The organism is Allobosea psychrotolerans, assembly GCF_002917105.1.
Lineage (GTDB): Bacteria > Pseudomonadota > Alphaproteobacteria > Rhizobiales > Beijerinckiaceae > Allobosea > Allobosea psychrotolerans.
The window spans coordinates 494,505-511,577 of the sequence record NZ_PQFZ01000003.1; the positions used below are offsets into that span (position 1 = coordinate 494,505).

Here is a 17,073-nt window from a genome sequence, read left to right on the forward strand (position 1 = left end):
GGTTCTGGCCTGCCGTCCCGAACGTGACCTACTCGCGCCGCCTGTTCGACGCCACCCAGCAGTTCCAGCGGTCTCGGGGTGAGGACCCCACAGGCGTCCTGACGAAGGTCCAAGTCGGCCAGATGATCCAGTCTGCTTCGCCGGTCCTCGATGGTTGGCGGCTGCGCTGGGTCCCGCACCCGACCCGGGGGCGACAACTGTGGATACCGATCGGTCTTGACCTCCAGGCCACCCGCACTGAACTCGGCGTGGAAATGCGAGAGCCCAGGAACAGGTTCAAGCTGAAGTTCAATGCAATCCCAGCGGCGACAGTAAGGGCGGCCTACGAGGCCACTCTGCGCGAGATGGTCGGGAGCGGGGACAACATCAATTTCAAGGTCATCAAGGGCGACTTCTTCGTCATCACCGGCAACCAGGGGCGCTACAACCGTTACGTCCGCTACCACACCGATGGCGACGGCATCCTCGGCTTCGATATGTCGTGGTCTGAGGATGACGCCCCGGTCTACGGCAACCGTTTGGTGACGATCATCTCGGGATCCCTATGGGCCAGCATGACGGGCTCACCCTTCCCAACCACGCCGCGCGGCGCTTACCCTTGGGACAAGCCCGCAGAACCCGAGGTGGCCAGCCAACAGCGTCCTGCTCCGCCGCCTTCACCGCCACCGGCCCAGGGACCCGCGAAGGTGACGTTCTCGACCGGGTCGGGTTTCTTCGTCTCCAAGGCAGGGCACATCCTGACGAATGCCCATGTCGTCAAGGATTGTACGACCATCACCGCCCGGCCTGACGGGGCCACACCGGTGCCCGTCCAGCTAGTCGCCAGGGATGCCACGAACGACCTCGCGGTCCTGAAGGCCTTGGGGCCGGCGGAGCGTACCCTCCCGATCCGCGCAAGCGTTCGGCTGGGTGAAGGCATCGCTGCCTTTGGGTTCCCCCACAGCGACATCCTTGCGACCACCGGGAACTTCACCTTGGGCAACGTCACAGCGCTGGCAGGGCTCCGGGATGATAGCAGGTACCTTCAGGTGTCCGCACCGGTTCAGTCGGGGAACTCCGGGGGCCCACTGGTGGACACTTCGGGTAATGTCGTGGGCATCGTCACGGCGAAGCTCGACGCGATCAAGATGGCTGAGAACCAGGGAGATCTTCCGCAAAACGTCAACTTCGCTGTGAAGGCGTCGCTGGCCACGAGCTTCCTCGACGCGAACCAGATCATTTACGATGTCGGAATGACGGCGGAGAAGCTGGACCCTGCTGACCTTGCGGATAGAGCGAAGAAGGCGAGCGTTTTCATCACCTGCCGGTGATCGCATAGGGTCCGTCGTCGACTCGATGGTGTCATTCGTCAGAATCCTGCCGCACCATCTCGGTGTTGGCGGTGAATGTGAAGGTCTGCTCGGCGCGTCCCGGAACTGCAAGTGCTCTAACAACGACATGACCTTTCCGTCCCGTAGACGGCATCAAGGTGTCGAAGGCGACCATGTTCTGATCATACTCAAGGTCGGAGACCACGTATTGCTCGCCATCAACGAAGTCGATGGCTCTGACCTTAAGTAAACCCTCTTCATGCGAGATGACATATTCTGAACGGCCATCCTCGCCGTTGGATCGCCAGCGGCCGAGCAATGCGACGGGGATGCGGAGGTAAACGACGTTGTTCATATCTCAGAGTAAGCAAGGCGAGTTAAAGCAAGCCTTCCACCCATTGCGGTCGCTTCCCCTGCGCGACACCATGCTGCTCAAGGTCAGGTTGCCGGAAACTCTCATGACAAAAGTCGTCTTCAATCTTTGGTACGAGCGAGAATATCCTGATCGCGAAGACACCGAACTTCACATCGGCATTTATTCATCGGAAGCGGAAGCCAGAGCGGCAATCGCGCGATTATCTGACAAGCCGGGGTTTCGAGACTACCCAGAGGGTTTCAACATATACCCATATACGCTCGATAAAGATGGGTGGACGGAGGGCTACGTGTCGATCCGCGAAAGCCAGATGATCGCCGAAGGATACGAGCCCTACGAAGATAAGGAGGAAAACCGGCATTTTCCTCCAATCACGCCCTTGGAATAGATGTCGACTTCCCACCCGTCGCCGACGTTGTGTCTCCATGGCAGCCTACGCCTATGAGCGAGCCCATTCCGATATACGTGTTCCGCGCTCTTCAATTCGCCAAGAGCGAGGCGGTCGTGTCCGCGGCGCCGCTCAATCTCGTCGTCTCGGTGTTTGGCGGCGGGGGGAGAAAGGGCGAGCAAGGGCTTGAAGCGGCATTTGGTGGCTCCGCTTACTATCATGATGACGCAACAGGGGCAGCTTACCTTGCCGTCTGGGGTGGCCGAAATGCTTCCCGCTTTAGGACGCGGCTGCGTGAGAGTGGGGCGGTCTTGTACACCGTCAACGGCGAACCTCCCGCCCGCCTGGTCTTTCACAACAGCGGTCGGAAAGGACAACGCCCGAAGGTCCGACAGCCACCCAAGACCGATTTAGATCATCCCGGCAGTTGAATTGCGTCGGACCCAATATCCACGGTGCGACCGACCAATACGAGAATTCGCGCAAATGTCCCACATGCTTGGATACCACTTTGGGCATCCGCTTGGGTGCCAGAGCAACTTTGTGCTCGGTAAGTATTGGATATGGTTTTTATTTTTTGGCGCCACCGGGAAGTGGCTGGGGGACTAGGATTCGAACCTAGACAACCAGAGTCAGAGTCTGGGGTCCTACCGTTAGACGATCCCCCAACGGCGCGGTGCGTTCGCGTTGGTGAGCCGGGGTCTAATCAAACCGAGACCGGATGGCAAGTGCAGAATGCGAGCTTGTGGACGATCTGCGGTGACGACGGATTGTCGTGGCCTTTGCGCAGCCGAATGCGCCGCGCATAGTCCCAAAAGAAAAAAGGGCTACGCCGAAGCGCAGCCCGAAGTCTAGGGAGGAAACGCCCAAGGAGGGCGACACAGCATCTCTGCTGCGGTGCACAAGAGATAGGGCGTCCCCTGGCCCTGCACAAGGGTAAAGGGACAGCATGGCTGTCCTTATTTTAATCGCCCTGCCCATAAATGCGCCGTTCTGCCATATTTGGCGCGACTGGGCGCCAAAGAGGCAGTTTGAGCAGGCCGCGCTCCTCGTTGGGGCATGCCGGCCCGGCAGGAAAAGCCGGGCACAAGCCGGGTGCAAGCTGCTATGAGAGCGCCATGCTGCGCGCCTTCCTGACCTATTATCGCCCGCATCGGACGCTGTTCCTCGTCGATTTCGGCTGCGCCGTGCTCTCCGGCCTGCTCGAACTCTGCTTTCCGCTGGCGGTGAAGGGATTCGTCGACATTCTGCTGCCGCGCGGCGACTGGCCTCTGATTCTCGCGGCGGGGGCGGGGCTCCTGCTGATCTACACGGTCAATTCCGGGCTGATGGCGATCGTGACCTATTGGGGGCACCGGCTCGGCATCAATATCGAGACCGAGATGCGCCGGCAGGCCTTCGACCATCTGCAGAAGCTTTCCTTCCGCTTCTATGACGAGCAGAAGACCGGCCATCTCGTCGCCCGCGTCACCAAGGATCTGGAGGAGATCGGTGAGGTCGCTCATCACGGACCGGAAGACCTGTTCATCGCGGTGATGACCTTCCTCGGCGCCTTCGTGCTGATGGCCTCTATCCATGTCGAGCTGGCCTTGATGACGGCGCTGGTGGTGCCGCTCGCCGGCTTCATCGTGGCGCGCTATGGCGGGCGCATGACGCGCAACTGGCAGGCGCAATATGGCCGCGTCGGCGCGTTCAATGCCCGGCTGGAGGAGAATATCGGCGGCATCCGCGTGGTGCAGGCCTTTGCCAACGAGGCGCATGAACGCGCACTGTTCGCCGGCGACAACCAGCGCTACCGCGCGACCAAGCTCGACGCCTACCGCATCATGGCGGCGAGCCAGGCGCTGAACTATCTCGGCATGCGGCTGGTGCAGCTCGCGGTGATGCTGGCGGGCACCTGGTATGTCGTGCAGGGCTCGCTGACGATCGGCGGTTTCGTCGGCTTCCTCTTGCTGGTCGGGGTGTTCTATCGCCCGCTCGACAAGATCGCCGCCGTGATCGAGACCTATCCCAAGGGCATCGCCGGCTTCCGGCGCTATCAGGACTTGCTCGCGACGCAGCCCGATATCGCCGATCGGCCGGGCGCGATCGAGCCCGTGGCGCTCGAAGGCGATATCCGCTTCAGCGGCGTCGGCTTCGGCTATGCCAAGGGCCGGCCCGTGGTGGCGGGCGTCGATCTCACGATTGCGCCTGGCGAAACCGTCGCCTTCGTCGGCCCGTCCGGCGCCGGCAAGACGACCTTGCTCTCGCTGCTGCCGCGCTTCTACGAGGTCGATTCCGGAGCCATCAGCATCGACGGCATCGACATCCGCGAGATGACGCTGGCCGGCCTGCGCCGGCAGATCGGCATCGTGCAGCAGGATGTCTTCCTGTTCGCAGGCACGATCCGCGAGAACATCGCCTATGGCCGGCTCGACGCCACCGAGGCCGAAATCTCCGAGGCTGCGCGCCGCGCCCGGCTCGACGCGATGATCGCCGATCTCCCCGCCGGGCTCGATACCGTGGTCGGCGAGCGCGGCGTCAAGCTCTCGGGCGGGCAGAAGCAGCGCCTCGCCATCGCCCGCATCTTCCTCAAGAACCCGCCCATCCTGATCCTGGACGAGGCGACCTCGGCGCTCGACACCGAGACCGAGCAGGCGATCCAGGCCTCGCTCAGCGAGCTGGCGCGCGGCCGCACGACATTGGTCATCGCGCATCGGCTCGCCACCATCCGCCATGCCCACCGCATCGTGGTGGTGACGGAGGACGGCATTGCCGAACAGGGCAGGCATGAGGACCTCGTGCACGCCGGCGGCCCCTATCAGGCCCTGCACGAGGCGCAGGTCTCGCCGCTCCGCCTGTCGCTCGGCGCGGCCGAGTGAGGCTCGGCCGGAGCGGCCAGTCCGGAGCGTGAAACAGGCTCTGAAACCTGCCTCCAGCTTGCGCAGAGGCTGACGTTTTTTAGGCGTTGACAAGCGATTTAGGGCTCTTCAAATTCATAGGTACACAAATGATTATGCAGGCTGACGCGGCGGCGTCGGCATGCGACATCTGTCAACGAGCATCGGGGCGTTTCGCCACCGGGCCAGAACGGGGAACAGCGATGACGATCGACCGTCGGTCACTTCTAGCCGGCGCCTCCGCCGGCGCTGCCTTGATCGCTGCACCGGCCCTGGTGCGGGCACAAGGGGCAGGGCCCATCAAGGTGGGCGAGATCAACAGCTACACGGCCCAACCCGCCTTCCTGAAGCCCTATCGCCAGGGCTGGGAGCTGGCGCTGGAGCAGATCAATGCGGCGGGCGGCGCTCTCGGGCGCAAGATCGAGACGATCTTCCGCGACGATGGCGGCAAGCCGGAAGACGCGGTGCGCCATGCCGGCGACCTGATCAACGCCGAGAAGGTCGATCTGCTCTCGGGCGGCTTCCTCTCCAATGTCGGGCTCGCGATCGCCGATTTCGCCGCCCAGAACAAGCGGCTCTATGTCGCCTCCGAGCCGCTCTCGGACGCGGTCGTCTGGGCCAAGGGCAACCGCTACACCTTCCGCCTGCGCCCCTCCACCTACATGCAGGCGGCGATGCTGGTCGAGGAGGCCGCCAAGCTCCCGGCCAAGAAATGGGCGCTGGTCGCGCCGAATTACGAATATGGCCAGTCCGGCGTGAAGTGGTTCAAGGAGCTGCTGAAGAAGGCCAAGCCTGATGTCGAGTTCGTCGCCGAGCAGTTCCCGGCGCTCGGCCGCATCGATGCGGGCGCGACGGTGCAGGCGCTGGAGGCCTCCAAGCCCGACGCGATCTTCAACGTCACCTTCGGCGCGGACCTTTCGAACTTCGTCCGCCAGGGCAATACGCGCGGATTGTTCGAGGGCAGGGCGGTCGTCTCGATGCTGACCGGCGAGCCTGAATATCTCGATCCGCTCGGCGCGGAAGCGCCTGTCGGCTGGATCGTCACCGGCTATCCCCATGCCGACATCCAGACGCCGGAGCATGTGAAGTTCCGCGACGCCTACAAGGCCAAGTTCAACGACTATCCGCGCCTCGGCTCGGTCGTCGGCTTCGACACGATGAACTCGATCGCGGCCGGGCTCGCCAAGGCGGGCTCGACCGACAATGAGAAGCTGGTCGATGCGATGAAAGGCCTGAAGTTCCCCTCCGCCTTCGGCCAGGCCGAATACCGCGCCATCGACCATCAGTCGACGCTGGGCGCGTTTGTCGGCAAGACCGCGGTCAAGGACGGCAAGGGCGTGATGGTCGATTGGCGCTATGCCGACGGCGCGAAATACCTGCCGAGCGATGCCGAGGTGAAGACGCTGCGCCCGGCGGGGTGAGGCGACCTCTGGTTAACTGGCTCATGAACCTCTGTCATCCCGGACAAGCCGCGTAGCGGCGCAGATCCGGGATCCATCGGAAGGCTCCGGAGCTCTAGGATGGATCCCGGATCTCCGCTTCGCTGCGTCCGGGATGACGGCGGAGCTTTGGCTCAAGGTGGATTCAGCATGGTCGACCTCATCCTCACCCAGACGCTGAACGGGCTGGCCTCGGCCTCCTCGCTCTTCCTCGTTGCGTCGGGGCTGTCGATCATCTTCGGCGTCACGCGCATCGTGAATTTCGCGCATGGCTCGCTCTATATGCTGGGCGCCTATCTCGCCTGGACGCTGGTGAGTGCTTTCGGCGCGGCGGAGCCGCTCGGCTTCTGGGGCGGCGTCGTGCTCGCGGCGCTGCTCGTCGGGCTGCTCGGCGTCGTGATCGAGGTCCTGGTTCTGCGCCGGATCTACCAGGCGCCGGAGCTCTTCCAATTGCTCGCCACCTTCGGCGTCGTGCTGATGCTGCAGGATCTGGCGCTCGCGACCTGGGGGCCGGAGGACAAGCTCGGGCCGCGCGCCCCGGGCCTCAAGAGCTTCGTCATCCTGTTCGACAACCGCTTCCCGACCTATGAATTGTTCCTGATCGCGGTCGGGCCGCTGGTGCTGCTCATCCTCTGGCTGCTGTTCCAGAAGACGCGCTGGGGCACGCTGGTGCGGGCTGCGACGCAGGACCGCGAGATGGTCGGCGCGCTCGGCGTCAACCAGCGCCTGCTCTTCACCTCGGTCTTCGCCTTCGGCTCGATGCTGGCAGGGCTTGGCGGCGCGCTGCAGCTCCCGCGCGAGGCGGTCAACCTGCATATGGACCTGTCGATGATCTCGGAGGTCTTCGTGGTCGTGGTCGTCGGCGGCCTGGGCAGCGTGACCGGGGCCTATCTCGCCGCCGTGCTGATCGGCATCCTGCACGCCTTCGGCATCCTGATCTTCCCCAAGATCACGCTGGTGCTGGTCTTCCTGGTGATGGCGGTGGTCCTGGTGGTCAAGCCCTATGGCCTGATGGGCAAGGCGCCGATCGGCGGGGCGCGCGGCCATGGCCCGGCCGAGCCGCTGCTGCTGCCGGCCGACAAGCTGACCAAGCTCGCCGGCCTGATCGCGCTCCTGCTGCTCGTGCTCGCGCCGCTGGTCGCGCCCGACCATATCCTGCTGACGCTGACCGAGCTCGTGATCTTCGCGCTCTTCGCCGCCTCGCTGCATTTCATGATGGGGCCCGGCGGCATGGCCTCCTTCGGCCACGCCGCCTATTTCGGGCTCGGCGCCTATGGCGCGGCGCTGGCGGTGAAATGGCTGGGCGCCTCGATGGAACCCGCCCTGATCTTCGCGCCCTTCCTGGCGGGCATCGCCGGCGTCGTCTTCGGCTGGTTCTGCGTGCGCCTGTCGGGCGTCTATCTCGCCATGCTGACGCTCGCCTTCGCGCAGATCGCCTGGGCGACCGCCTTCCAATGGGTCGAGCTGACCGGCGGCGACAACGGCATTCTCGGCGTCTGGCCCTCGGCCTGGGCCGTCTCGAAAACCGGCTTCTACTACCTTGCGCTCGGCATCTGCGTGCTCGCGATCCTCGCCTTGCGCCTGACGATCTTCTCGCCGCTCGGCTATGCCTTGCGGGCCGGGCGCGACAACCCGCTGCGGGCCGAGGCCATCGGCCTCGACGTGATGCGCATCCAATGGGTCGCCTTCGCGGTCGCGGCTTTTGCTGCGGGCATTGCGGGCGCGCTCTTCGCCTTCTTCAAGGGCTCGGTCTTCCCGACCTATATGGCGATCCCGCGCTCGGTCGATGCCTTGCTGATGGTGCTGCTTGGCGGCGTGCAGACGGTGGCGGGCCCGGTCATTGGCGCCTTCGCCTATGCCGGCCTGAGCGAACAATTGATGAAGGCGACGATGTATTGGCGCTTCGGGCTCGGGCTCTCGATCGTGCTGCTCGTCATCCTGTTCCCGCGCGGGCTGGTCGGCGCGTCGCTTATGCTGCGCGAGCGCTGGACGAGGCGGCCCGAGCCTGCCGCCCGGGTGGCAGTGGAGGGCGGGCGATGAACGCGATCCCGCAACTACAGGGGGCGGTCCCCGCCGCGACGCAAGATCCGGTGCTGGTCGTGCGCGACCTGCAGAAATCCTTCGGCGGCGTGCGCGCGGTCGACGGCGTCTCCTTCTCCGTTGAGGCCGGTACGATGCTGGCGCTGATCGGGCCCAATGGCGCGGGCAAGACGACCTGCTTCAACATGCTCAACGGCCAGCTCAGGCCCGATGGCGGCGAGGTTGTGCTGGCGGGCAGGCCGATCACCGGCATGAAGCCGCGCGTGGTCTGGCGCATGGGCGTCGGCCGCACCTTCCAGATCACCGCGACCTTCACCTCGATGACGGTGCGCGAGAACGTCCAGATGGCGCTGATCTCCCATGCCGGCGGGATCTGGAGCCCGTTCGGGCGCGCCCGCGACCGCCATGCCGAGGCCGCCGACGCGCTGCTCGCCCAGGTCGGCATGCTGGAACAAGCAGAGCGAGCCTGCGGCGTGCTCGCCTATGGCGATCTCAAGCGCGTCGAGCTTGCGGTAGCGCTGGCCAACCAGCCGAAACTCCTGCTGATGGACGAGCCTACCGCCGGCATGGCGCCGCGCGAGCGTATCGAACTGATGGCGCTGACTGCCGAGATCGCGGCCGCCAAGGGCATCGCAGTGCTCTTCACCGAGCACGACATGGATGTCGTCTTCACCCATTCCGACAGCGTCATCGTGCTCGATCGCGGCCGGCTGATCGCCCATGGCACGGCCGAGGAGGTCAGGCGCGACCCCAATGTCCGCGCCGTCTATCTCGGCTCCGGCGCGACCTCGGGAGGCCATTGAGATGAGTGCGATGCTGGAGATCGCCGGTCTCGATGCCTATTACGGCCGGGCCCATATCCTGCAGGGCCTCGGCTTCACGATGAGCCGCGGCGAGGTGCTGGCGCTGATGGGCCGCAACGGCGCCGGTAAATCGACCACGATGAAGGCGATCATGGGCCTGGTGCCTCCAGCTGGGGGGACCGTGGTCTTCGAGGGGCGGGCGGTGCAGGGGCGCGAGCCCTTCGAGATCGCGCGGCTGGGCATCGGCTATGTGCCGGAGGATCGGCGCGTCTTTTCTGAACTCAGCGTGATGGAAAACCTTTCCGTCGCGCAGCGCCCGGCGCGCCCTGACGCGCCGCACTGGACGCCGGAGCGGCTGTTTGCGCTCTTCCCCAATCTCGGCCGCATGCGCGACCGGCCGGGCGGGGCGATGTCGGGCGGCGAGCAGCAGATGCTGACGATCGCGCGGACCCTGATGGGCAACCCCAAGCTCGTGCTGCTCGACGAGCCGTCCGAGGGGCTGGCGCCGGTGATCGTCGAGGAGATGGCCAAGACCATCCTGGCCCTGAAGGCCGAGGGACTTTCCGTGCTGATCTCGGAGCAGAACCTGCATTTCGCCGGTAATGTCGCCGACCGCGCCGCGATCATCGAGAAGGGCATGATCCGCTTCACCGGCACGATGGATGAATTGAAGGGCAACGAGGCGGTCAGGACGCAGTATCTGTCGGTGTAGTCGCCGACCTGGATACACCCTCCGACGTCATCCCGGACCAGCCGCCCCCGGGCCCGGCCTTCGGCCGGCCCAAGGACAGGCTCCGCGGCGCAGATCCGGGATCCATCGGAGGGCTCCGGAACTCTACGATGGATCCCGGGTCTGCGCTTCGCTTGCCCGGGATGACGGTGAGGTGGTGGGCAGGTTAGAGGCCAAGGACGCCCCACCCACGCTGCGCCACTCATCCGCCAGCGCCAGCAGCGCGCCCTCGATCAGGCCTTCGCGCAGCAACGTCTCAGCGACCCTGACGCCGTTCCCCAGCGCCGCCGCCACGGCTGCGGGCGTCAGCGGCCCCACTTCAACCGTCACCGCCAACTCGCTGAGATCGCTGTCGGGATCGAGGTCCCGCGCCGGCCGCCGCAGGATCGCCGCGTCCTTCACATCGACCGCATTGGCGATGATGGTCGCGGCAGCGTCGGCTTCGGCCGCCGAGCGTGCCAGCACCGTGACCGCGTCGGCGATGCCGAGCGAGAAGGAGCGCCCGCGCCAGCCGCTGGTCGCGATGCCCCGCGCGTGGCTCGCCGCATCGAGCCGCAGGAAACCCTCCGGCCGGGCGCGGGCGAGCGAGGGCACGACGCCGATGTCGAGCGGATAGCCCGGCGTGAGATGGAAGGCGATATCGCCGCCATTATTGACATAGGCACGCTCGAGCCCGGGTTCGGCGGCGAGCATCGCGGTGAGGATCGTATCGGCCACCGCGCCGGCGACCGCTGCCATCGGCGTGATATATTGCGACCGGAAGGCCCAGCAGGCGCGCGCCATGCGCTGTGCCGTCGCGCCTCTCAGGGAGGGCGGCTGATGGTCGAGCGGCTGGCGCAGCAGGCGCAATTCACCGGCGAGTTCGGTCAAAAGCCCGTCGAAGCGCGCCTCGGCCGCGGCATAGGCCCGCTCGATCCGCGGCTTGGGACCGAAGGCCGCGATGACGAGATCGCTCGGCCCCTCCTGCAGATGCAGCCGGTTGCCGGGCAGGCGGGCGATGCGATGGGTTTTCAATGAGGACGGCATGGTGACTTCATATGGAAACACCATGTCATTCCGGACAAGCGGCGAAGCCGCGCTGATCCGGAATCCATGCTGAAGCGCGTCATTCTCGGGCTTGACCCGAGAATCTCATGACCCGAACGCGCTGGTTTACGAGATGGTTGGGTCAAGCCCGACCATGACGCATCATTATGACGGTGCGTGGCGATCGAGCCGCTAGCCCACATCCCGCCGGAGCGGCCAGGGATTCTCCGCTGAGGCGCTCTCGATCCGGGCTTGCCCGCCATGGGCGCGCAAGATCTCTTCCATCGGGACGATCTCGTCGGCATGCCCGCCCGAGGCGAGGTAAAGCTCGCGCGGCAGGGTGAATTCGATCGGCGCGACGATCGCCGGCGTCGGCACATAGCCGAAGGCGTTTTTGGGCATGCGCAGCACATCGACCATCACGGTGATGCCGCCGCCGGGCCAGACATAGACCGGCGCGCCGCCCATCGTGACCCGCGTCGTGCCTGATTGAACCGAGCGCGTCAGCAGCACGGGATTTTCGGTGACGCCGGCCCGCAAGCTGCCGCCGGCTCCGGCCATGAAGGTGACCGTGCAGAGCGAGGGCTCGCAATTCTCGCCGATGCGCTCGACGACCTGCCGCACGGCCGCCGGCATCTCGGCTTCGACGGGCAGCAAGTTCTCGTCGAGCACGCAATAGAGCGAATCCTCGCCGGTGGTCGATGTCATCAGGAGGCGCATGCCGGGCCAGGCGAGGCCTGCATCGATCTTCTGGATGATCGAGAGCGGTTCGGTGATGTCGGTGCCGCCCCAGCCGAGGCCGGGCTGGGCGACCTGGAAATAGCGACCGGGCGTCGATTTGCGCCCGCGCACGCGAATGCCAGCGGGCTTCATGTCGAGCACGCGGCCGGCCTGATGCTCGGTCAGCACGCCGGTGATGTGGTCGTCGACGACGATGACCTCGTCGACATGGCCCTGCCACTGCTTGGCGAAGATGCCGATGGTGGCCGAGCCGCAGCCGACGCGCATGCGCGCCTCAGGCTTGCCGTCGACGATCGGCGCGTGGCCGGCCTGCACGATCACGCCATGGCCGCCATCGATGGTCAGCTCGACCGCCTCGCCATTGCTGAGCTTAAGCATCGCCTCGCAGGTAGCGTTGCCTTCCTTCTTGGAACCGCCGGTGAGGTGGCGAACGCCGCCGAGCGAGAGCATCTGCGAGCCGTATTCGGCCGTGGTGACATGGCCGACCTGCTCGCCATTGGCTCGCACGGCCGCCGTCTCCGGGCCGAGATGACGGTCGGTGTCGATCTTCACCTTGACGCCGCAATACGAAAAGATGCCTTCGGTCACGACCGTGACGGTGTCGACGCCCTCATGCTGGGAGGAGACGATGAAGGGGGCGGGCTTGTAGTCGGGATAGGTCGTGCCCGAGCCGATGCCGGTGACGAAGGCACGCTCCGCCGGCAGGATCCTGCCGTCCCAATCCTCGGCATTTTCAGCGAAAGGTACGACAGGGCCGCCAAGCTCGACAGCCTCCGCCAGCAGCACGACCGGGTCGGTGCGGATCAGCAGCCCGTTGTCATTGGCGTAGCGCGAGCAGGCGCCGGAGCGGCCGGGCCTGATCCGGCACAGGACCGGGCAGGCGTCGCAGCGGACGATGCCTTCGTTGCCCTCTGAAGCGCCGAATTTGCGCGAGCGCTCGGCGAGCGCCGCATCCGCTGCGGGAACGGGGTTGAGTTCGTTCATGGCCGAGTCTCCTCGCCAATATCCGTGTCGCCAGTAGTCTTGTCGCCGGTATCCTTGGCCCGCAGCAATTCCCACAAACGATGCGGCAGCACCGGGACCTGTCGGGGCGTCACGCCGGTGGCGTGGCGGATCGCGCCGAGGATCGCCGGCGCGGTCGGCACCAGAGCCGGCTCGCCGATGCCCTTGGCGCCGGAGGGGCCGAGCGGCTCGGCATCCTCGACCAGGATGATCTCGATGGGCGGCACGTCGCCGGCCGTCGGGATCAGGTAATCGTGCAGATTCTCGGTGCGGCCGGGCAGGTATTCCTCCAGCAGCGCCAGGCCGATGCCCTGGGCGATGCCGCCATGGATCTGGCCCTCGACCAGCATCGGGTTGATCGCGCGGCCGACATCATGGGCCGCGACGATGCGGTTGAGCTTGATCGTGCCGAGATCGAGATCGACGTCGAGCGAGGCGATCTGCGCCGCAAAACCATAGGTGGCGTAGGGGATGCCCTGGCCTTTTTCGTCCAAGGGCACGGTCGGCGGGTCGAACGACCCGATGCCCTCCAGAACGATGCCATCGGCCTTGGCGGGGAGGGCGGAGAGGTCGATGCGCGCGATGACGCCGTTCTCCTCGACCAGCAGCTGCGTGCCCGCGAGCTTCAGGGTCGCAGTCGGGCCCGCATTGGTCAGGCGCAGGATCTCGCTGCGCAGCGCGGTGGCGGCGGCCTCCGAGGCGCGGCCGGAGACGAAGGTCTGGCGCGAGGCCGAGGTCTTGCCCGCATCGAAGGTCTTGAAGGTGTCGCCGATGACCAGCGTGAAGGCCTCAATGGGCAGGCCGAGCGCGTCGGCCGCGATCTGGGTCAGCACCGTGGTCGAGCCCTGGCCGATATCGACCGCACCGTTCCAGAAGGTGAGCCGGCCCGTCCTGTCGAGGGTGATGCGCATGGTCGAGGGGTTCGACATGCCGGTGTTGCCGATGCCGTACCACATGCAGCCGATGCCGACGCCGCGGCGCGTGCGGCCTTCGCCGGCATTGAAAGCCGCCGCATCCGCGAGCAGGGCCTGCCAGTGGGGTTTGAGCTTCTCCAGGCATTCGGCCAGGCCGGCGCTGGCCCGCAGCACCTGGCCGGTCGGTGTGGTATCGCCGGCGCGGATCGCGTTGATCAGGCGGAATTCCAGCCGGTCGAGGCCGGCAGCCGTCGCGAGATCGTCGAACAGGCTCTCCTGCGCGATCGCGGCCTGCGGCACGCCGAAGCCGCGAAAGGCGCCCGAGGGTGGGCCGTTGGTGTAGACCGCGCGCGACAGGTTGCAGACATTGGGCACCTTATAGGGGCCGGTTGCATGCACCGGCACGCGGCCTGCCACCGTCGGGCCCCAGGAGGAATAGGCGCCGGTGTCGAAATCGCCCTCCATGGCGAAGGCGACGAGATGGCCCTGGGCATCGCAGGCGGCCCTGGCCTCGATCGAGGAGGGGTGGCGCTTGGTCGAGGAGATCAGCGATTCGATGCGGCCGAAGACGCAACGCACCGGCCGGTCGAGGACCCAGGCGGCGACCGCCAGCATCGGCTGCAGCGAGACGTCGAGCTTGCCTCCGAAGCCGCCGCCGCAAGCCGAGGGGATGATGCGGACATCCTCGAGCGCCAGGCCGAGCACGCGGGCGACCTCGTCGCGATCCATATAGGGCGCCTGGGTGCAGGCAAAAACCTCGATGGTGTCGCCGACGCGCCGGGCGTAGCCGGCCTCGGGTTCGATATAGGCGTGCTCGACGAAGCCGGTCTCGAAGCTGCCTGCGGCGATATGGGCGGCCTGCGCGAAGCCGGCCTCGACATCGCCGCGCTCGACGCGGCCGCGCGTCAGCACATTGTCGGGCGCGAAATCATGCAGGGTGAAAGCGCTTTCGCCCAAAGCCGCCTTGACGCCGACCATCGGCGGCAGCGCCTCCCAGGCGATCGGGAACTCGTCCAGCCTGATCGCCTCGACCGCATCCTTCTCGCCGACGATGGCGAGCACGCATTCGCCGCGATAGCGCGTTTCGCCGGTGGAGAAGACCGGCTGGTCCTTGAGATGCGGGTAGATTCCGAAGGAGTTTTCGCCCGGCACGTCTTTCGCAGTGAAGATGCGCAGCAGGCCCGGATGGCTTGCGACGAAGGCGTCGAGATCGCCCAGGGTGAAACGCGCGCGGGGATGGGGGCTGCGCACGGCGCGCAGCCAGAGCGCGTCGACCGGCGCGGCGTCGGCGCCATAGATCTCGCTGCCTGCGACCTTGGGCTCGCCGTCAAGGCGGGTCATGCGCGCGCCGACGGACGCGCTGCTCGCGGCAGGCGCGATCGGAGCGGGCTCGATGAAAAGATGCGCCTCGCGCACGGCCTCGACGATCTTGAGATAGCCGGTGCAGCGGCAGAGCACGCCGCCGAGCGCATCCTGCGTCTCGGCCACATTGGGCTGCGGGCTGCGCTTGAGCAGATCATAGCCCGCCATCAGCATGCCGGGCGTGCAGATGCCGCACTGGGCCGCGCCATGCGCGTGGAACGCCTTCTGCAGGGCTGAGCCGAGCGCGTCCTTCGCCAGGCCTTCGACGGTGATGATCTCGCGGCCTTCGACCTGTCCGATCGGCGTCAGGCAGGCGCAGGCCTGCGCGCCGTCGATCAGGATCGTGCAGGCGCCGCAATCGCCGGCGTCGCAGCCGATCTTGGTGCCGGTGGCGCTGAGGCTCCCGCGCAGCGCCTCGCTCAACCGTGTGTCGGGCGCGTCGTCCAGATGGACGTTGGCGCCGTTGAGCCGGAAGGCGATGCCGCCGGCGGCCGGAGCCGAGGGGCTGAGGGTGGAGCGATCATGAACGTTCACGCGGCGACCTCCAGCGGCGAAGACAGCAAACCGGCGAGCGCACGCTGCACCAGGACGAGCGCGGCATCGCGGCGATAGGCAGCGCTGGCGCGGACATCGTCGATCGGCGACAGAGGCGCGAGATCGGAGGCGCTGATGCTCTCGGCCAGTGCGGGCGAGGGCCGCTGGCCGAGCAGCCGGGCTTCCAGCGCGCTCAATCGTTGCGGCGCGGCCGCGCAGGCCCCGACGGCGATACGAAGCGAAGCGATACGCCCTTGCGCATCCAGGGCGAGATTGACGGCGACGGAAGCGATCGAGATCACCAGATAAGCGCGCGCGCCGAGTTTCTTGAAAGTCGAGCGCGCTTCCGCCGGTTGTGCCGGCACATGGATGGCGACCAGCAGTTCACCGGGGGCAAGCGCGGTCTTGCGGTTGCCGAGGACGAATGAACCGAGCGGCAATCGCCGGCTTCCACGGGGGCCGGCGAGTTCGACCTCGGCCTCCAATGCGAGCAGCGGCGGCACCCCGTCGGCAGCGGGCGAGGCGTTGCAGAGATTGCCGCCGATCGTAGCCCGGTTCTGGATCTGAACGCCGCCGACCTGCCGGCTTGACTGTTTCAGGGCGTCGAAGGCAGGCGGGAGATCGGCGTCGGCGATGGCGCTCCATGTCGCCATCGCGCCGATGCGGATACCGTCCGGGCCGTGATCGATGCCGGCGAGCTCCGGGATGAGGCTGAGGTCGAGCAGATCGCGGTTCTGGGGCTCGAACCAGGCGGCGCGCTGGGTGCGGACGGGGTAGACGTCGGTGCCGCCCGCCAGGATCGTCAGCGGCGTCGCGCTCTCCGCCTTGAGCTGGAGCGCCTCGGCGAGGCTACGGGGTCGGAGATAGCGTGTCGTCATTCAGCCCTCGCTTATCTCGAATGCCTCAGCCGTGGTCCGGCGCCAGCGCGACCTTGAGCCCGTCGAGTTCTGGCGAGATCAGGATCTGGCAGGCGAGACGGGAATTCGGCCGGACATCGAAAGCGTCATCGAGCCGTTCGATCTCCTCCTCCAGAGGCGGATGCAGCTTAGCGAGCCAGTCCGGCTCGACATAGACATGGCAGGTGGCGCAGGCACAGGCACCGCCGCATTCGGCTTTGATCGGCAGGCCCCAGTCGCGGATGATCTCCATCAGACGCCAGCCTTCGAGCGCCTCGAGTTCGCGCTCCTCGCCGTCGCGGTTGGTGACGTGCACCGTCATCACGCGACCCCGAGCTTTTTCTGGAGGGATGTGGAGGAGGTCGTGTACTGGAAGGTCAGTCGCTTATCGGGATAGACGTAGCGATGGACTTTCTGGGCGGCGAGGGCTGCCTCGTGGAAGCCCGAGAGGATGAGCTTGAGCTTGCCGGGATAGGTGTTGATGTCGCCGATGGCGAAGATGCCGGGCGTCGACGTCTCGAACTTCTCGGTGTCGGCGGGGATCAGGTTCTCGTGGAGATTGAGGCCCCAATCGGCGATCGGCCCGAGCTTCATGGTCAGCCCGAAGAAGGGCAGGAGCGTATCGCAGGCGAT

At 66.1% G+C, this 17,073-nt stretch carries 14 protein-coding genes and 1 tRNA gene; 7 read left to right on the top strand and 8 right to left on the bottom strand.

What is annotated here, in order from left to right; all coding sequences use genetic code 11:
* Positions 1-23: 23 nt before the first annotated feature.
* Complete coding sequence (locus CYD53_RS07975) at positions 24-1,310, top strand: S1C family serine protease (RefSeq protein WP_146055853.1); 1,287 nt, start codon at positions 24-26, stop codon at positions 1,308-1,310.
* Positions 1,311-1,341: 31 nt separating this feature from the next.
* Here the strand turns inward: CYD53_RS07975 and CYD53_RS07980 are convergent, their stop codons facing one another.
* Positions 1,342-1,665, bottom strand: a complete 324-nt coding sequence (locus tag CYD53_RS07980; protein WP_103717530.1) for a hypothetical protein — start codon at positions 1,663-1,665, stop codon at positions 1,342-1,344.
* A gap of 103 nt (positions 1,666-1,768) precedes the next feature.
* Here CYD53_RS07980 and CYD53_RS07985 point away from each other — a divergent pair, with 103 nt between their 5' ends.
* Positions 1,769-2,074 (top strand): hypothetical protein, encoded by a 306-nt coding sequence (locus tag CYD53_RS07985; RefSeq protein WP_181011755.1) that lies wholly within the window; start codon positions 1,769-1,771, stop codon positions 2,072-2,074.
* A 594-nt stretch (positions 2,075-2,668) separates the two neighbouring features.
* On the opposite strand, the gene CYD53_RS07990 is transcribed toward CYD53_RS07985, so the two are convergent.
* Positions 2,669-2,742, bottom strand: a tRNA-Gln gene (locus CYD53_RS07990).
* A 450-nt stretch (positions 2,743-3,192) separates the two neighbouring features.
* On the opposite strand from CYD53_RS07990, the gene CYD53_RS07995 reads away from it, so the two are divergent.
* The 5 genes from CYD53_RS07995 to CYD53_RS08015 all read left to right on the top strand — a co-directional run bounded on the left by CYD53_RS07995 (position 3,193) and on the right by CYD53_RS08015 (position 9,947).
* Positions 3,193-4,935, top strand: coding sequence for an ABC transporter ATP-binding protein (locus CYD53_RS07995; RefSeq protein WP_103717531.1), 1,743 nt, complete (start codon positions 3,193-3,195; stop codon positions 4,933-4,935).
* A 221-nt stretch (positions 4,936-5,156) separates the two neighbouring features.
* The gene (locus CYD53_RS08000) at positions 5,157-6,374 is read left to right on the top strand and encodes an ABC transporter substrate-binding protein (RefSeq protein WP_092177858.1); all 1,218 of its coding nucleotides are present in this window, start codon (positions 5,157-5,159) and stop codon (positions 6,372-6,374) included.
* Positions 6,375-6,542: 168 nt separating this feature from the next.
* Positions 6,543-8,432: an ABC transporter permease gene (locus CYD53_RS08005; RefSeq protein WP_103717532.1), complete on the top strand. Its 1,890-nt coding sequence runs from the start codon at positions 6,543-6,545 to the stop codon at positions 8,430-8,432.
* The gene (locus CYD53_RS08010) at positions 8,429-9,235 is read left to right on the top strand and encodes an ABC transporter ATP-binding protein (RefSeq protein ID WP_103717533.1); all 807 of its coding nucleotides are present in this window, start codon (positions 8,429-8,431) and stop codon (positions 9,233-9,235) included. The genes CYD53_RS08005 and CYD53_RS08010 overlap by 4 nt, the downstream gene beginning before the upstream one ends.
* Position 9,236: 1 nt before the next feature.
* Positions 9,237-9,947: an ABC transporter ATP-binding protein gene (locus tag CYD53_RS08015; RefSeq protein WP_181011756.1), complete on the top strand. Its 711-nt coding sequence runs from the start codon at positions 9,237-9,239 to the stop codon at positions 9,945-9,947.
* A gap of 123 nt (positions 9,948-10,070) precedes the next feature.
* On the opposite strand, the gene CYD53_RS08020 is transcribed toward CYD53_RS08015, so the two are convergent.
* The 6 genes from CYD53_RS08020 to CYD53_RS08045 form a co-directional block, all read right to left on the bottom strand.
* Positions 10,071-10,991, bottom strand: coding sequence for a UPF0280 family protein (locus CYD53_RS08020; protein ID WP_103717576.1), 921 nt, complete (start codon positions 10,989-10,991; stop codon positions 10,071-10,073).
* 192 nt (positions 10,992-11,183) lie between these two features.
* Positions 11,184-12,716, bottom strand: a complete 1,533-nt coding sequence (locus tag CYD53_RS08025) for a 6-hydroxynicotinate reductase (RefSeq protein ID WP_103717534.1) — start codon at positions 12,714-12,716, stop codon at positions 11,184-11,186.
* Positions 12,713-15,544: a molybdopterin-dependent oxidoreductase gene (locus CYD53_RS08030; RefSeq protein ID WP_245928133.1), complete on the bottom strand. Its 2,832-nt coding sequence runs from the start codon at positions 15,542-15,544 to the stop codon at positions 12,713-12,715. Before CYD53_RS08030 ends, CYD53_RS08025 begins: the two co-directional genes overlap by 4 nt.
* Positions 15,541-16,422, bottom strand: a complete 882-nt coding sequence (locus CYD53_RS08035) for an FAD binding domain-containing protein (protein WP_103717535.1) — start codon at positions 16,420-16,422, stop codon at positions 15,541-15,543. The genes CYD53_RS08030 and CYD53_RS08035 overlap by 4 nt, the downstream gene beginning before the upstream one ends.
* A 25-nt stretch (positions 16,423-16,447) precedes the next feature.
* Positions 16,448-16,762, bottom strand: a complete 315-nt coding sequence (locus CYD53_RS08040; protein ID WP_103717536.1) for a 2Fe-2S iron-sulfur cluster-binding protein — start codon at positions 16,760-16,762, stop codon at positions 16,448-16,450.
* Positions 16,762-17,073, bottom strand: a 312-nt coding sequence (locus CYD53_RS08045) for an NAD(P)/FAD-dependent oxidoreductase (RefSeq protein ID WP_146055801.1), incomplete at its 5' end; no start/stop codon positions are given. The genes CYD53_RS08040 and CYD53_RS08045, both read right to left, overlap by 1 nt.

Bases quoted from the DNA above. Each gene is read 5' to 3' on its own strand.
- CYD53_RS08000 (WP_092177858.1), top strand. From the start codon at position 5,157: ATGACGATCGACCGTCGGTCACTTCTAGCCGGCGCCTCCGCCGGCGCT.
- CYD53_RS07985 (WP_181011755.1), top strand. From the start codon at position 1,769: ATGACAAAAGTCGTCTTCAATCTTTGGTACGAGCGAGAATATCCTGAT.
- CYD53_RS08040 (WP_103717536.1), bottom strand. From the start codon at position 16,762: ATGACGGTGCACGTCACCAACCGCGACGGCGAGGAGCGCGAACTCGAG.
- CYD53_RS08015 (WP_181011756.1), top strand. From the start codon at position 9,237: ATGAGTGCGATGCTGGAGATCGCCGGTCTCGATGCCTATTACGGCCGG.
- CYD53_RS08025 (WP_103717534.1), bottom strand. From the start codon at position 12,716: ATGAACGAACTCAACCCCGTTCCCGCAGCGGATGCGGCGCTCGCCGAG.
- CYD53_RS08035 (WP_103717535.1), bottom strand. From the start codon at position 16,422: ATGACGACACGCTATCTCCGACCCCGTAGCCTCGCCGAGGCGCTCCAG.
- CYD53_RS08010 (WP_103717533.1), top strand. From the start codon at position 8,429: ATGAACGCGATCCCGCAACTACAGGGGGCGGTCCCCGCCGCGACGCAA.
- CYD53_RS08005 (WP_103717532.1), top strand. From the start codon at position 6,543: ATGGTCGACCTCATCCTCACCCAGACGCTGAACGGGCTGGCCTCGGCC.
- CYD53_RS07980 (WP_103717530.1), bottom strand. From the start codon at position 1,665: ATGAACAACGTCGTTTACCTCCGCATCCCCGTCGCATTGCTCGGCCGC.
- CYD53_RS07995 (WP_103717531.1), top strand. From the start codon at position 3,193: ATGCTGCGCGCCTTCCTGACCTATTATCGCCCGCATCGGACGCTGTTC.
- CYD53_RS08020 (WP_103717576.1), bottom strand. From the start codon at position 10,991: ATGCCGTCCTCATTGAAAACCCATCGCATCGCCCGCCTGCCCGGCAAC.